The following is a 16,002-nucleotide window of genomic DNA, read 5'->3' as shown; positions in this document are numbered from 1 at the left end:
GACGGGAAGGAGACACGATGACAGATCAACGCAACGCCGAGGATTCGTCCGGTCGCGTCGACGGCGCATCCGCGCGCCGGAATCAGCGGCCGCGGTACGGCATGCTGAGCAACACCGCCTTCATGATGGCTCAGGCATGGCGGGGGCGAAAGAGCGCACTGGCCATTTGCCTGGGCACGGCGTTGAGCGCCGCGACCATCAGCATCCTGAACCTGTTCGTGGCACCGACCGTGCTGACGACCATCGAGGAACACGCGTCGCTGACGTCGCTGTTCGCCGTCATCGGCCTGTTCGTCGCCGGTCTGATGCTCGCCAATGCGGTCTCCGCATATTGCGATACGAACAAACTGTTCAGCTACGTCGAGGTGCGGACCTCTCTGCTGCGACTGATCAACGAGAAGGACGCCCGGACCTCATACCCCAACACGCTGGATGCCGCATTCAACGAGGCGGAGTCCAAGGCCACCGACAGCTGCAGCAACAATCAGGCCCCGACCGAGGCCATCTGGACCACGTACAGCACGCTCCTCGCCGACGTCATCGCCTTCGCGGCGTATCTGATGGTGCTGTCCGGCCTCAACGGCTGGCTGATCGCGCTGGTGGTCGCGACCACGATCGTCAGCTACGTCGTCGGTCTCCGGCTCAACGGCTGGGGCTATCGGCATCGCGACGAGGAGGAGCGGTACGTCAACCGGCTGTACTACCTCTATCGGACGGCCACCAGCCGTGACTACGCGAAGGACATCCGCGTCTTCGGCCTGCGTCGTTGGCTGGACGATCTGTGGAACGGCACGATGCGGCTGTACCGCGGGTTTCTGGCGCGACGTGAGGGCATGTACCTGTGGGCCAACGTCGTGGATGTCGCGCTGACGCTGATGCGCAACGGCGTGGCCTACGCGTACCTGTTGTGGATTGCGTTGTCGCAGGGCATGTCGGCGTCGCGGTTCCTGCTGTATTTCACGGCCGTCACCGGATTCACGACATGGGTGGCGGGCATCCTCGAACAGTGCTCGACGCTGCATCGGCAAAGCCTCGACCTGTCGACGTTGCGCGAGTTCCTGGCATGGCCCGAGCCGTTCGCGTTCGATGGCGGCGAACCGCTGCCCTGCGATACGGCGAAGACCTACGAGATACGGTTCGAGCACGTGTCGTTCCGCTATCGCCCCGATGGTCCGGAGGTGCTGCACGACATCAACCTGACCATCCACCCCGGGGAGAAGGTGGCCATCGTCGGTTTGAACGGCGCGGGCAAGACCACGCTGGTCAAGTTGGCAAGCGGCTTCCTCGATCCGACCGAGGGACGGGTTCTGCTGAACGGGTTTGACATCCGCCGGTACGACCGCAGGGACTACTATGCGCTGTTCTCCGCCGTATTCCAGGAGTACTCGGTTCTTGACGTGACCGTGGCGCAGAACGTCGCACAGCGCATCGACGGCGTTGACATCGAACGGGTGCGGTGGTGCCTGGACAAGGCCGGACTGACGCAGGATGTCGCCGCGCTGCCGAAGGGTCTGGATACGCCGCTGGGGCGCGCCGTCTACGAGGACGGCGTGGAATTGTCCGGCGGACAGACGCAGCGGCTCATGCTGGCCCGGGCGCTGTACAAAGGGGCCCCGATCCTGCTGCTCGACGAGCCGACCGCGGCGCTGGACCCGATAGCCGAGGACGACATCTATCGCAAGTACGCCGCGATGACGGACGGACGCACCTCGCTGTTCATCTCGCATCGTCTGGCCTCAACGAGGTTTTGCGACCGCATTCTGCTCATGAAGGACGGCCGCATCGTGGAAGAGGGCACGCACGAGTCGCTGCTGGCCAGCGGTGGCGGGTACGCGAAGCTGTTCGATGTGCAACGCAAGTATTACCGCAGCGGTGGGGACTCCGGGCAAACCGACATGGACCACGGGACCGCGGCGATGGAGAAGGAAGGAGCCGGCGATGACGTCTCACGTGGATGAGCAAGCGCGGCAGCGCATCGGATTACCGGAGGTGTTGCGGCGGACGTGGCGCGCGTGCGCCATCTACGCCAGGCAATGCCCATCATGGTTCGCGGCGACGGCGGTCAGCTCGCTGTTTGTGGCGTGTGGGCCGTACGTGACCATCTGGCTGTCGGCCCGGTTGGTCGACGAGCTGGCGGGACGGCGCGATCCCGGACGTCTGATGCAGTGGACCGTGCTGACGCTGGTCGTGTCGGCCGCGGTGTCGCTGGCGACCTCCGCCGCGCAGCATTGGAAGAACCGTGAGGGGGCGACGACCTCCTGGTCTCACAAGCGGATACTGATGTCCAAGATGATGGACATGGACTATCAGGATGTCGACGACCAGCGGTCGTACGACGCATTCCTCAACGTCGTGCAGAACGACAACTGGGCCGGATACGGCATACGTTACGTGGGCTACATCTTTGACGACCTGCTGACGGCCGTGTTCCGCATCCTGGGCGGCATCGCATTGTCGGTGAGCCTGTTCGTCGCCGACGTCCCGGACGGGTCGCCCCTCGATGCCCTCAACGGTCCGGCATGCGGCATCGTCTTCATCGCCGTGATGCTGGCCATCGTCGTGATTGCGTCGAAGTGCGAGGACAACGGCAACCGGCTCTGGGCGAGGCACGCCGAGGACGCGAGGTTCGGCAACCGCGTCTTCGCGGCGTTCGGAGGGTACAAGTCGACATGGAGGAACGCGCTGGACCTGCGCATCTACCGGCAGCAGGAACAGCTGTGCAGCCCGATGCTGAGGGGCAACAACACCTTCGGGTACCATTCGGTCATCGGCCGCCTGGCCCGTGGCCCGATGGGCGCGTGGATGGTCGCCGCCCGGGTGCTGACGGTCGGCCTGACCGCCGCCGCCTACCTGTTCGTCTGCCTCAAGGCGTGGGGCGGTGCGTTCGGCGTCGGCGCGGTCACCCAGTACGTGGGTGCGGTCACCAGCCTGTTCGCCGGGCTGTCGGCGTTGCTCACGCAGGTGGGGGAGATGCGCAACAACGCCGAGTTCCTGGGCACGTCGTTCGCGTTCCTCGACATCCCCAACCGCATGTACCAGGGCAGTCTGACCACCGAGAAGCGCTCGGACCGCCGGTACGAGGTCGAGTTCCGCGACGTCTCGTTCCGCTATCCGGGCTCACGCATGTGGGCGCTGCGGCACGTGAACCTGCGGTTCCGCGTGGGCGGGCGCCTGGCCGTGGTGGGGCCCAACGGCTCGGGCAAGACCACGTTCATCAAGCTGCTGTGCCGGTTGTACGACCCGACCGAGGGCGAGATCCTGCTCAACGGCATCGACATCCGCAAGTACCGCTACGACGAGTACATGGCGCTGTTCTCGGTCGTGTTCCAGGACTTCCGGCTGCTGTCGCTGCCGCTGGGGCAGAACGTGGCCGCGGGCGTCGACGTCGACCGGCGGCGGGCCGTCGACTGCCTGGGCAAGGCCGGCTTTGCGGACCGCCTGGCCACGCTGCCGAAGGGGCTGGACACCTCGCTGTACCGCGACCTCGACAAGGACGGCGTGGAGGTCTCGGGCGGCGAGGCGCAGAAGATCGCGATCGCGCGCGCCCTGTACCGCGACGCGCCGTTCGTGATCCTGGACGAGCCGACCGCCGCGCTCGACCCGGTCGCCGAGGCGGAGGTGTACGCGCGGTTCGACGAGCTGGTGGGCGACCGCACCGCCGTGTACATCAGCCACCGGCTGTCGTCGTGCCGGTTCTGCGACCGGATCGCGGTGTTCGACCACGGCGCGGTCGTGCAGTCCGGCACCCACGACGAGCTGGTCGCCGACGAGGGCGGCCTGTACCACGAGCTGTGGCACGCGCAGGCCCAGTACTACACCACGCCGGCGGAGGCGTAGCCTCGCGCGCACACGGCGGGAACTGCAGGTATTGCTTCGGGGACGGCCGATTCCTGCGTAACCCCGCATGCATACAGCGGGAGCGCGATGCTCATCGTGGGGACGATCCAGCCGGTCGCAGCCCCCGCGCGCACACGGCGGGCGGGGACGTGACGCCTCGTCCGTGGCCGGCATGGCTCGGCCCGCATACGCAAGGAGCGCGTGCACCCGTATCGGTGGGTGCACGCGCTCCTTGCGTCGTTCGTATGGCGTCGTTCGTCTGCCCGTGCCGCGGGCCGACCGCCGGCCGGTCAGACGCGGGCGCCGTCGTCGAAGACGTCCGTGCGCGTCTCGCTGTGGCCCTTGTGCTGGAAGATGAGGCCGGCGCCGCCGACGAGCACACAGACGCCGGCGATCGTGCCGACCACGCCGGTCAGCGCGGGCACGAACACCGAGGCGATGACCCCGGCGACGCCGGCGACCAGCAGGATCCAGAACACCAGACGGGACGCCTTCACCGGGCCGATCTCGGGATTCGGCGGCGTGAACGGGTCGCCGTACCGGTCCATCACGTCGTCGGTGTCCAGCCAGCTCGTTCCGGTGAAGTCGCGCGGACCGTGGCCGGCGTTCCCGGCGAAGGCGCTCGCGTCGAGGTCGTCCACGGACAGCAGCGCCTCCTTCTCCTTGCGCTTGGCGTGCTTCTCGAAGCGCCTGGCGTTGCGCGAGCGCTCGACGTCGCCCAGATCGTCGGCGTGCTCGGCGGCGAACGCGGCCCAGTCGGCGTCGAAATCCGGGCCGCCGCCCTGCGGCGCGGTGTTTGGGCGTTCGTCGTCCGCGTTGCTATTGTTGTTCTCAGTCATAGCCACCACTCTAGCCAAGCGTGACGCCATCCCGCGTTCAGGAGGAGGAATTTTACGATGCTGTACTGGTTCTTCGTCAAAGGATTCGGCTGGGTCGCGCGGCGCCGTCTGGGACCGACGGTGAAGGGGCTGGAGAACATCCCGAGGCACGGGGGCGCGATCGTCGCGGCGAACCATCTGGCCGTGATCGACGACGCGCTGCTGCCGATCACCTGCCCGCGCATGATCCACTTCATGGGCAAGGCCGAGTATTTCGAGGGCAAGGGCATCAAGGGCAGGTTCAAGAAGTGGTGGTTCACGTCGGTCGGGGTGTTCCCGGTCGACCGCTCCGGCGGCTCGAAGTCGCTCGGCGCGCTGAACCACGCGCGCGAGATCATCGAGGACGGCCACCTGTTCGGCATCCACATCGAGGGCACGCGCAGCCCGGACGGCCGCCTGTACCGCGGCCACACCGGCGCGGCCCGCCTGGCGTTCGAGACCGGCTGCCCGGTCATCCCCACCGCGATCATCGGCTCGCGCGAGCTGCAGAAGCCGGGGACCGTCATCCCGGGCAAGGGGCGCACGACGATCATCTACGGCAAGCCGATCCCCGTGGAGCGCAAGGCCGAGGTCACGCACGACGAGCTGCGCGCGCTCACCGACCGCATCGTGGCCGAGATCGGCCGGATGAGCGGTCAGGAGTACGTCGACGAGTACGCGCAGGACGTCAAGAAGCGTCTCAAGGAGCAGCAGGCCGCGCAGTAAGGCGGCCCGGGCAGGTGGTCCGTGGCGGTTCCGGGCCTGACGGGACCGCGTGGGGATCAGTGCGCATGCGGTCGCCGATGGGCATGGCTTGGAGATCCCGGCGGCCGGACGGCATGCGTCTTGGTCGATATATGGTCCGGATAAGGCAAGGTCCGGGCACGATGCGGCCCGGACCGCGTGGGCCTGGGCGCCATCGAGGCTGCCGATTGCGGCATCGCTCGGCCCGGCCTTCATGGGCCTGGACGCCACAGACGATTGGATGACGCGATTCGAACCCTGCATCATGCTCGGATTACACAAGGCGCAGATGCGTTTGCTTGTGCGGGTGATTGTTTTCCGGAGTCATGTGCGGATCGCATGAGGCACGGATGGCGTAGATGACTTATCTGCATCCATCCTCGTGGTACGGAACCGCCTGAGCGCCCTCTGAATCGCACCGTACCGTACCATGGTACGGTACGGTGCCAGAAATGGCTTGATTCCAACGCTGTGGATACCGTACCGTACCGCGGTACGGTACGGAAGCCCTGATGCGGCGATGATGGGATTCCGTACCACGGCCGGCTGCATGCAGGCTTGTGCACCGGTCCCATGCGGGCTGTTGCATCATGCGGGCTCTTGCATCATGCGGGCTGTTGCATCACGCGGGCTCTTGCATCACGCGGGCTCTTGCCCGGCCTCGTGCGGACTTTTCGTGCTGGTTCTGAATCGGTTTCCATGCCGATGGACGCCGGTCGTACAGTCCACGCCGTCGTGCGCCCTCGATGCATGGCCCATGCCGATGCGGCGCCGGTTACGATCCGACCATACGTCGGCTGTGGGGGCCCATGCCGATTGTCGCGAGCCATATGCCGACTCACGCAACGGCCGCCGGCCTCATGCAAGGATGGCCTAATGCCCGTTGCCCGGGCAAAGACGGTCCGCGTCCCGCGAGGCTCACACGATGGTCAGCGTGATCACCGTGGGGTTGCCGCTCGTGTCGCGCAGGCGCGTCGACCCGGTGGCGCTCTGCTGCTGCACCAGCCCCAGGATGCCGTTGCCGTCGAACAGCCCCTCGGTCTTCACCGAGAACCCGAGCTGCTCCAGCTGCTGGACGGCGGAATCGCGGCTCTGCCCGACCACGTTGGGCACGGAGGCCATCTGCGGGCCGCGCGAGACCACCAGGTCCACGCTGTCGCCCCAGTGCAGCTCGTCGCCTTCGTTCGCGGAGGCGGAGATGACCTCGCCCTGCGCCACCGAGTCGCTGTACTCCTCGGACACGTTCGCGGCGAGGTTGAGCGCGGACAACGCCGACTCGGCCTCGTCCTGCGTCAGCCCGACCACCGTGGGCATGGTCACCGGCATCGGCCCCTTGGACAGCGTGACGACGACCTCGGCGTTGTGGTCCAGCGTGGTGCCCGGGTCGGGGCTGACGCTCAGCGCCGCGCCCTCGGGCACGGTCAGCGAGTACTCGTCGTCGGCCTCGTCGTGCGTCACATTGTCGAAGCCCGCGCTGCGCAGCGCGGAGATCGGGTCCTTGCCGGCGTCGCTGGTCGGGTCGAGGATGTCGTCGGGGATCGTGGCCTGGCGCACGCCGCGCGACACGGTGACCGTCACCGATTCGTCGTTGCGCTTGCTCACATGGTCGCCCACGTTCGCGGGGGAGGTGGCGATGATGTCGCCCTCGGCGACGGTGTCGCTGTAGTCCTCCTTGACGGTGTACGGGATGCCCGCCACTTTCAGCGTGCTCTCGTACTCGCTCCAGTCGGCGTTCGTGACCGGGCACGCCTCGTTCTCGGCGCAGGTGACGTCGGTGGGCTGCGGCAACGTCCAGTAGCTGCCCGGGCCGCGGAAGTACCACCATAACCCGGCGCCGCCCACCGCGGCCGCGACGACGAGCACCGCCGCGACGACGGCGATGACGACGGCGCGGCGGCGCTTGCGGCGCGGGGCCGTCGCGCCGTCGGACACATCGGGGGCCTCCACGGCGTTATCGGCCGCGTCGTCGGCCGGCGCGCCGTCCTGCGCGCCGATGACCTGCGTGGACTCGCCGGACCGCCCGACGGCCGGCATCATGCGGGTGGCGGCGTCGGTCGGTCCGGCGGCCTGCTGCGGCATGACGCGGGTCTGCGCGGCGGCGGGCAGGGTCTGCGTGGGCGCCGGCGGTTGCGCGGCGGCCTGCGCCTCGGCGATTCCGGCCGGCGCGTCGGCCGGGGCGGAATCCGCGGGCACGGCCGCTGAAGTCTCGTCGGCGGCCGCCTGGGCGGTCTCGCCGGCCGTCGGGGGAGCGGGAGGCGCGGGGAGCGGGGCGATCGCGGGGGAGCCGACCGGCGTATCGGCCGCGGCGTCGTCCTGCCGGCGGTACTGCCATGACGGGATCGGCAGCGTGGCGCTCAGCTCGCGCAGCTCGCGCAGCGCCTCGGAGGCGTCGGCCGGACGGGCGTCGACCGCGCGCGCGGTCAGGTGCGCGACGAACCGGGCGACTGCCGGATCGATGTCCGGGCAAGGACCGAGCAGCGAGGGGACGTCCTCGTGCACATGCTTGAACACGAGCGTGACCGGGTTGTCGGAGGTGAACGGCACGACGCCGGCCAGCATCTCCCACGCGGTGATGCCGACCGAATACAGGTCGCCCTGCGGCGTGGCCTGGTTGTGCTCGATCATCTCCGGGGCCAGGTAGGCGGCGGTGCCCAGCAGCATGCCGGTCGACGAGAGCGTGGCCTGGGAGGCCGCCTTGGCCAGGCCGAAATCGGTGATCTGCACATGCCCGCGGTCGTTGAGCAGGATGTTCTCCGGTTTGATGTCGCGGTGGACGACGCCCACGCGGTGCGCGGCGGACAGGCCGTCCAGCGTCTCGGAGACGATGCGCAGCGTCTCGCGCACGCTGAACGTGTGCTGCACGTTCATCTCATGGCGCAGGTTGACGCCGTGCACGTATTCCATGACCAGATAGTCGAGCCCCTGGTACTCGCCGGTGTCGTAGACCTGCACGATGTGCGGGTTGGCGATGGCCGCGGCCGACTTGGCCTCGCGGCGGAACCGCTCCACGAACTGGTCGCGGTGGGGGCCCTGCGCCAGCTGGGTGTGCATGATCTTGATCGCGACGGTGCGGTCGAGGCGCTCGTCGACCGCCTGGTACACCGTGGCCATGCCGCCTTCGGCGATTTTGCGGACGATGCGGTACCGTCCTTCGATCACAAGCCCCTCGGGGGCGTTCGCGGCTTCAGTCATGGCGGTATGTACGGTTCCTTGTCTTGCGGATGGTCCTGTTCAAAGTCTACATGCTGGCCGTGCCGGAACGTCGTCAGCGCACGGTCGGCACGAAACGGGCACATGCCGCGACGAGCCGGTCCCGGCCCTCCTGCGGCAGCCCCAGGGCGTCGATCGCGTCCCGCGTGCGCTCCCACAGCCCGGCGATGCGCTCGCGGGAACGCCCGACGGCCCCGGTGGCGTCGAACAGCGCGATGACGCGGCGGACCCGGCCGTCGTCGCGCGACGGAGCGCCGTAGGCGGCGACGAGCTCGTCGCGCTCCTGCGGCGTCGCCCGGGCCAGCGCGTCGGCGAGCAGCACGGTGCGCTTGCCCTCGCGGATGTCGCCGCCGATGGGCTTGCCGGTGTTGTTGCCCACGACGTCGAGCAGGTCGTCGGTGATCTGGAACGCCAGGCCGAGCGACCCGCCGATGGCGAGGGCGCGCTCGCGGGCGTCGCCCGGCCTCGCGCCGGCGGCGAGCATCGCGAGCTCGATGGGGGCGATGGTGGTGTAGCTGGCGGTCTTCCAGCGGGAGACGTCGAGCGCGGTGGCCGCCATGCGTTCGGGGTCGTCGAGCGGGCCGAGCGCGGCGGCGAGGTCGAGGACCTGGCCGATCTCCACCTCGCGGTGCATGGCCAGGAACGCGTGGACGATCTCGTCGGCGTTGGGCAGCGCGCGGGCGGCCGTGTCGGCGATGTCCACGCTCGCGGTGGCGAGCATGTCGCCGAGCATGATGCCGAGCCCGACGCCGAGCGCTGGGTCGCCGGACTGCGCCCCGAGGGCCTTGTGCGCGGCGGGCCTGCCGCGGCGCAGGTCCGAGTCGTCGATGATGTCGTCGTGCACGAGCGCCGCGGTCTGGAACACCTCGATCGCGCACGCCAGGTCGCGCACGGCGTCGGTCCGGGCGTCGTCGCCCCCGACGGCGGCGTAGGCGTCCATCGCCAGCAGCGCGCGCAGCCGCTTGCCGCCCTCGCTGGAGGCCACGGCCTGCCGCGCGGTGGCCTCCAGCATCCGCGTGCACGTCGCGTCGGCCGTCGCCGCGTCCGGTGCGGTGGCGAAGCCCTCGACCAGGTCGGCGATGCGCCGCTCGATCAGATCCAAATCCGGGTTGCTCATAGCTATGAGGTTATCCACAGTCGCCCGACAAGACAAGAACGGCGGAACGCCGGCGAAGGAAAACCTTCGACCACAATGGCCCATATACATGGCGCGCATGGGGCCGCATCCGGCATACTGGGGCGTGACATCCGGGGCGAGGGCCGGCGCGGCGCCGGCGAGGGGTGCATCACGGCGACGGACAAGGGGGACGCCATGACGGATATGACGACGATGACGGATGCGGCCATAGCGGTGGATGCGGCCGCGACGATGGGTGAGGCCGCGACGATGGGTGAGGCCGCGACGGCGGATGCGGCCGCCGTGACGGGGGCGGCCGCAGTCACCGGTACGGCCGCAATGACCGGTGCATCTGCCGTGCCGGGAGAGACCGCCGTGCCGGGAGAGGTCGCCACGGCGGGCGTGGTGATCCGCAATAATGATGCGGCATGTGGCGGCGAGGACCGTGGAGCGCGTCTGGAACGGCTCGCCGCCGCGTATCGGGCCGACCGCAGGGAACGGGGGCCGCGGACGGCGGACGGCGAATGGGCCGGCGGCGCCATCGACGACTGGGTCGACAACCTCACGGGAGCCCGCCGGCGCCTGCGGCCCGTCAGCGTGGATGCGCTGACGGTCGGCATGGCGGAGACCCTGGCCGTCCGCGACGCGCTGATCGTGTCGCTGGTGACGGGCGGTGACGGGCTGGACAAGACCGTGTTGATGGACTTCGTCCGCCGCCCGCACACGCCCCGGGCGTGCGGGCGGATGGGCGGGATGCTGTCCCGCGCCTTCCGCGACCCGGACGGTCGGCCGGACCGGTCGCGGTGCCTCAAGGGCGTCGCGATGCTCGAACATATGGCGGCGGGCGCGCCGGACCGGTTCCGCGTCCAGCCGCTCGCCGCGATCGCATACGTGCGCTGGTGGAACGGCGACGCCTCGGCCATGGGGCACGCGCTGCAGGCGCTGGCGCTCGACGGGCGGTGCTCGCTGGCCTCGATCGTGCTGGGCGCGCTGCGCCGGGGCATGTACCCGGCGTGGCATGGGGAGCCGACGGCCCGTCCGGCGCCGCGCGCGAGGGCAGGGGCATAATACGCGGAGCGGGAAAACGCGGGAATAATCGTCCTTGGAAGGTGGTTAACTCCAATAGTTGACGATTTGCCCTTGCCAGAAGTGTGTCTCTATGGTAGGCGCATGCGGGCAGGAACATGCAGGAGGACGAGTTTGGCCACGAAGGAAACGACGGAACAGGGCGAGCAGACCGCAGTGAAGGCCTCATCCGCGAAGAAGGCCACCACTGCGCGCAAGAGCGCCTCGAAGACGAAGCGCGCCACGTCTGCGACGAAGAAAAGCGCCACGGCCAGGACCGCCGCCAAGGAGACCGCGGCGGCGAAGCGGAGCGCGACCAAGACCCCGCGCAAGGCCACCGCGAGGAAGGCGGCGCCGAAGGCCGACGAGCAGGTGAAGGACGACGAGCTGCTCGACGATGACGACCAGGTCGACGACGCCGACCTCGAGGACCTCGAGGACGACCTCGACGACGTGGACGGAGGCGTCGACGATGACGCCGACCTCGACGACGAGGACGACGCCGAACCCGAGGACGACGACGAGGAGGACGAGGAGGCCAAGCGCAAGGCGCCCGAAACCCCCAAGGAGAAGGGCGCGTTCATCGTGCGCGACGATGACGACGACGACAACCTGACCCCGTCGGGCAACCCGAAGCGCCGCGTGGTCGCCGCCGGCGCCACCGCCGACCCGGTCAAGGACTACCTCAAGCAGATCGGCCGCGTCAGCCTGCTGAACGCCGAGCAGGAGGTCGACCTGTCCGAGCGCATCGAGGCGGGCCTGTACGCCCAGCACCTGCTGGACACCGAGGGCGACACGATGGACTTCAAGCGCAGGCGCGAGCTCAAGTGGGCGGCCAACGATGGCAAGAAGGCCAAGGACCACCTGCTGGAGGCGAACCTGCGACTCGTCGTCTCGCTGGCCAAGCGCTACACCGGCCGCGGCATGCTGTTCCTCGACCTGATCCAGGAGGGCAACCTCGGCCTGATCCGCGCGGTCGAGAAGTTCGACTGGAAGAAGGGCTTCAAGTTCTCGACCTACGCGACGTGGTGGATCCGCCAGGCCATCACCAGAGCCATGGCCGACCAGGCCCGCACGATCCGCGTGCCCGTGCACATGGTCGAGGTCATCAACAAGCTCTCCCGCGTCCAGCGCCAGATGCTGCAGGACCTGGGCCGCGAGCCCACGCCGGACGAGCTGGCCCGCGAGCTCGACATGCCGGTCGAGAAGGTGCAGGAGGTGCAGAAGTACGGCCGCGAGCCGATCTCGCTGCACACCCCGCTGGGCGAGGACGGCGATTCGGAGTTCGGCGACCTGATCGAGGACACCGACGCCATCGCGCCGTCGGACGCCGTGGCGTTCTCTCTGCTGCAGGAGCAGTTCAAGCAGGTGCTGGAGACGCTCAGCCCTCGCGAGGCCGGCGTGATCAAGATGCGCTACGGCCTTGAGGACGGCCAGCCCAAGACGCTGGACGACATCGGCCGCGTGTACGGCGTGACCCGCGAACGCATCCGCCAGATCGAGTCGAAGACCATGTCGAAGCTGCGCCATCCGTCGCGCTCGCAGACCCTGCGCGACTTCCTCGACCAGTGATCCGGCCGGGACGGAAGCGATGACGACCAGGTGCCTCCCCCCGTCGCGGGGAGGCACATCGATGAACGAACGAATGGGGACCATGGCGAAGGAAAACTACGGAGCCGACAGTCTGACCGTCCTTGAGGGACTCGATGCGGTGCGCAAGCGCCCCGGCATGTACATCGGCACCACGGACAGCCAGGGGCTGATGCACTGCCTGTGGGAGATCATCGACAATTCGGTCGACGAGGCGCTCGCCGGCGCATGCGACCACATCACGGTCACCCTGCACGACGACGGGTCGATCGAGGTCGCCGACAACGGTCGAGGCATCCCGGTCGACATCGAGCCGAAGACCAAGCTGACCGGCGTCGAGGTCGTGCTCACGAAGCTGCACGCCGGCGCCAAGTTCGGCAACGCCTCCTACAACGCGGCCGGCGGCCTGCACGGCGTCGGCTCCTCGGTGGTCAACGCGCTGAGCTCGCGCCTGGACATCGAGGTCGACCGCGACGGCAAGACGCACCACATGGCCTTCCACCAGGGGCACCCGGGCGTGTACAGCGACCCCGACCCGGCGCATCCGTCGCCGGACTCGCCGTTCAAGCGCACGCGCAAGAACAAGGCGACCGAACTGGAGATCATCGGCAAGGTCAGCCCGAAGACCACCGGCACGCGCATCCGATACTGGGCCGATCCGGAGATCTTCAACGACACCGCCGAATTCAGCTACGAGCAGCTCATCGACCGCGTGCGGCAGACCAGCTTCCTGGTGCCCGGACTGCGGATCACCGTCATCGACGAGAACATCCCCGAAACCGGCGACGACGCCGTGGACGCGGTGCGCGAGATCGACGGCGTCGAGGGCGGCGACGCCGGGGAGGCCACCCCCGCGGAGCCCGCGGTCCCGGACGCCCCGGCGCCCGGCGAGGCCGCGTCCGACGCCGAAGCCACGCCGGAGGACGGCGCAACCGCCCCGGCGCCCGCCGACGGCGGCGCGGCCGCGGATCCCGCCGCCGGGCCCCGCCGGTACCCGCATGCGCGCGTCGAGGAGTTCCTCCACACCGGCGGCGTCAGGGACTTCGTCGACTTCCTGTCCAAGGGCGAGGCGGTGTCCGACATCTGGCGCATCACCGGCGAGGACACGTACGAGGAGGAGACGCAGGCCGTCGACGAGAACGGCGACCTGCACGCGCGCAAGGTGACCCGCACCTGCGGCGTCGACATCGCGCTGCGCTGGGTCAACGGCTACGACACGACGATGCGCAGCTTCGTCAACGTGGTCGAGACGCCGGGCGGCGGCATGCACGTCGACGGCTTCCTCAACGGCATCACCAAGCAGATCCGCAAGGCCGTCGAGGACAACGCGCGCCGGCTCAAGGTCAACCTCAAGGACGGCTCGATGCGCGTCGAACGCGACGACATCCTCGCCGGCCTGGTCGCCGTCGTCACCGTGCGCATCGCCGAGCCGCAGTTCCAGGGCCAGACCAAGGACGTGCTCGGCACCGCGCAGGTCAGGCCGATCGTCGCCCGCATGACCGACAGGCAGTTCGGCGAGATGATCACCGGCTCCAAGCGCGGCTATAAGGAGCAGTCCGGCCGCGTGCTGGAGAAGATCGTCGGCGAGATGCACGCGCGCATCCAGGCGCGTAAGACCAAGGAGGTCACGCGCCGCAAGAACGCGCTGGAATCCGCGTCGATGCCGCCGAAGCTGTCCGACTGCCAGCCGGGCAACGACGACGTGGCCGAGCTGTTCATCGTCGAGGGCGACTCGGCGCTGGGCACCGCCAAGGCCGCACGCAACTCCTCGTTCCAGGCGCTGCTGCCGATCCGCGGCAAGATCCTCAACGTGCAGAAGGCCAGCCTGAGCCAGATGCTGTCGAACAAGGAGTGCGCGGCGATCATCCAGGTGGTCGGCGCGGGCTCCGGCGCGAGCTTCGACATCGAGCAGGCCCGGTACAACAAGGTCATCATGATGACCGATGCCGACGTCGACGGCGCGCACATCCGCATCCTGTTGCTGACGCTGTTCTACCGGTACATGCGGCCGCTGATCGAGCACGGCCGCGTCTACGCCGCCGTGCCGCCGCTGCACCGCATCGCGCTCGCCGGGCCGCACAAGGGCGAATACATCTACACGTACTCCGACGACGAGCTGGCCGGCCGTCTGGCCGAGCTCGACCGCCGGCACATCGCCTACAACGACGACATCCAGCGCTACAAGGGCCTGGGCGAGATGGACGCCGACCAGCTGGCCGACACCACGATGGATCCGCGCACGCGCATGCTGCGGCGCATCCGCATGGAGGACGCCGAGCAGGCCAGCGAGATCTTCAGCCTGCTCATGGGCGACGACGTGCCGCCGCGCAAGCAGTTCATCGTCGACAACGCCGACGACTTCGACCGCTCCAAGATCGACACCTGACGGCGGTATGACGTGTGCGGGCCGCATCCGCTGCGGTCCGCACACGTGTCTGGGGCTCGGTAGGCAGATTGGGCGTTCGGTAGGCACCCGGCGCCGGAGCGGTGCGCGATTGGAGCCGCGGAATGCCGGCGATCGCGCCGATGCCGCCGGCGCCATCGCGCGGGGCGGGTGCCTACGGAACGCGGCATGTGCCTACTGTGGTGGGCCGGACGTGTTCAGTCCGCGTCGTCCACCCATTCGAGCACGTCGCCGGGCTGGCAGTCGAGCACGCGGCAGATCGCGTCGAGCGTGGAGAAGCGGACCGCCTTGGCGCGGCCGTTCTTCAGCACCGAGACGTTCGCGGGCGTGATGCCGACGGCCTCGGCGAAGTCGTTGACGCTCATCCGGCGTTGGGCGAGCAGCACATCGAGATTCACGCGGATGGCCATCAGATCACCGCCTCGAGTTCGTCATGCTGTCCGGTGGCGACGACGAGCAGGCCGCGCATCACGAGCATCAGCAGCGTGAACGCGACGCCGAACACCACGCCGGCGGCCATCAGCGCCACGACGAGGAACGGCCCGACCTGCGCCACGGCCACGACGTGCAGGAACAATCCGGCGACCAACACCGTGTCCGCCGCCGCGCAGCCGATGATCAGGTCGACCCAGCGCAGCGCGCGGCCGCTGAACACCTGGCCGCCGGCCGTCATCGACAGCAGCCGCCATACCGAGGCCAGGGCGGTCTCGAAGCCCAGCACCACGACGATGCAGACGACGAGATAGGGGATCCGCAGATAGGCGTGCGGCGGGTCGTCGGTGGCACATTGTGCCGCCAGCGTCGGCAGCACCCATATCTGCGAGGCGAGCGCGCCGGCGAACAGCAGCGCCAGCAGCGCTTTGAGCACGGCGATCGTCGCGGGGTGGAATCGTTGCGACATGGTGTCTCCTTTGCGTTTGTTTCCTGGTGGTGGTTTGGTTGGGGACTGTATCGCAAATCGATAATAATCTATCGAATAACGATATGTCAATTCTGTGAAGCAATCGAGAGTCGATATATCTCTATCGAATAACGATAGGTATTGTGGGTGCGTCACAACATACCGAGCAAGGGTCGTCGCGGATCCGCCGTGCGCCCGGAAAGGATGGCGCGGAAGGAGCTACGGACGCTCGGGGTCGCGATTGCGTGCCGATGACGGCCGGGCCCGAATCGGAGGA

At 68.5% G+C, this 16,002-nt stretch carries 11 protein-coding genes; 6 read left to right on the top strand and 5 right to left on the bottom strand.

The annotated features are described in order from the left end of the window. The first annotated feature begins 17 nt into the window (after nucleotides 1–17). Together KIH73_RS02825 and KIH73_RS02820 are read left to right on the top strand one after the other, a co-directional pair. Nucleotides 18–1,958 carry an ABC transporter ATP-binding protein gene (locus KIH73_RS02825; RefSeq protein WP_219080334.1) on the top strand — a complete coding sequence of 647 codons (1,941 nt, stop codon included), beginning with the start codon at nucleotides 18–20 and terminating at the stop codon, nucleotides 1,956–1,958. Then, nucleotides 1,939–3,837 (top strand): ABC transporter ATP-binding protein, encoded by a 1,899-nt coding sequence (locus KIH73_RS02820; RefSeq protein ID WP_219080332.1) that lies wholly within the window; start codon nucleotides 1,939–1,941, stop codon nucleotides 3,835–3,837. Before KIH73_RS02825 ends, KIH73_RS02820 begins: the two co-directional genes overlap by 20 nt. Nucleotides 3,838–4,127: 290 nt before the next feature. Here KIH73_RS02820 and KIH73_RS02815 read toward each other — a convergent pair whose 3' ends face one another. Beyond that, complete coding sequence (locus KIH73_RS02815) at nucleotides 4,128–4,676, bottom strand: hypothetical protein (protein WP_219080330.1); 549 nt, start codon at nucleotides 4,674–4,676, stop codon at nucleotides 4,128–4,130. 57 nt (nucleotides 4,677–4,733) lie between these two features. Between KIH73_RS02815 and KIH73_RS02810 the strand changes: the two genes are divergently transcribed. Continuing rightward, nucleotides 4,734–5,420, top strand: a complete 687-nt coding sequence (locus tag KIH73_RS02810; protein ID WP_219080329.1) for a lysophospholipid acyltransferase family protein — start codon at nucleotides 4,734–4,736, stop codon at nucleotides 5,418–5,420. A 936-nt stretch (nucleotides 5,421–6,356) separates the two neighbouring features. Here KIH73_RS02810 and KIH73_RS02805 read toward each other — a convergent pair. Both KIH73_RS02805 and KIH73_RS02800 read right to left on the bottom strand, forming a co-directional pair. Further along, the gene (locus KIH73_RS02805; protein WP_219080327.1) at nucleotides 6,357–8,630 is read right to left on the bottom strand and encodes a Stk1 family PASTA domain-containing Ser/Thr kinase; all 2,274 of its coding nucleotides are present in this window, start codon (nucleotides 8,628–8,630) and stop codon (nucleotides 6,357–6,359) included. Nucleotides 8,631–8,703: 73 nt separating this feature from the next. After that, entirely contained in the window at nucleotides 8,704–9,765 is a 1,062-nt protein-coding gene (locus tag KIH73_RS02800) for a polyprenyl synthetase family protein (RefSeq protein WP_219080325.1), read from the bottom strand. A 195-nt stretch (nucleotides 9,766–9,960) separates the two neighbouring features. On the opposite strand from KIH73_RS02800, the gene KIH73_RS02795 reads away from it, so the two are divergent. From KIH73_RS02795 to KIH73_RS02785, 3 genes are all read left to right on the top strand, one after another. Beyond that, complete coding sequence (locus KIH73_RS02795) at nucleotides 9,961–10,833, top strand: hypothetical protein (RefSeq protein WP_219080323.1); 873 nt, start codon at nucleotides 9,961–9,963, stop codon at nucleotides 10,831–10,833. Nucleotides 10,834–10,965: 132 nt separating this feature from the next. After that, a complete protein-coding gene (locus KIH73_RS02790; protein WP_236022541.1) occupies nucleotides 10,966–12,402 on the top strand; it encodes an RNA polymerase sigma factor in 1,437 nt (478 codons plus the stop codon). A gap of 82 nt (nucleotides 12,403–12,484) precedes the next feature. Continuing rightward, entirely contained in the window at nucleotides 12,485–14,806 is a 2,322-nt protein-coding gene (locus tag KIH73_RS02785) for a DNA gyrase/topoisomerase IV subunit B (RefSeq protein WP_219080319.1), read from the top strand. A 215-nt stretch (nucleotides 14,807–15,021) separates the two neighbouring features. On the opposite strand, the gene KIH73_RS02780 is transcribed toward KIH73_RS02785, so the two are convergent. Together KIH73_RS02780 and KIH73_RS02775 are read right to left on the bottom strand one after the other, a co-directional pair. Further along, a complete protein-coding gene (locus KIH73_RS02780; protein WP_219080317.1) occupies nucleotides 15,022–15,234 on the bottom strand; it encodes a helix-turn-helix domain-containing protein in 213 nt (70 codons plus the stop codon). Beyond that, the gene (locus tag KIH73_RS02775; RefSeq protein ID WP_219080315.1) at nucleotides 15,234–15,725 is read right to left on the bottom strand and encodes a DUF2975 domain-containing protein; all 492 of its coding nucleotides are present in this window, start codon (nucleotides 15,723–15,725) and stop codon (nucleotides 15,234–15,236) included. Before KIH73_RS02775 ends, KIH73_RS02780 begins: the two co-directional genes overlap by 1 nt. Nucleotides 15,726–16,002 lie beyond the last annotated feature (277 nt).

Origin of the sequence: Bifidobacterium phasiani, from assembly GCF_019331775.1 — a bacterium.
In the GTDB taxonomy this organism is placed as follows: domain Bacteria; phylum Actinomycetota; class Actinomycetes; order Actinomycetales; family Bifidobacteriaceae; genus Bifidobacterium; species Bifidobacterium phasiani.
Note: the sequence above shows the minus strand (reverse complement) of the source record. Positions and strands in the feature narration are given on the sequence as shown.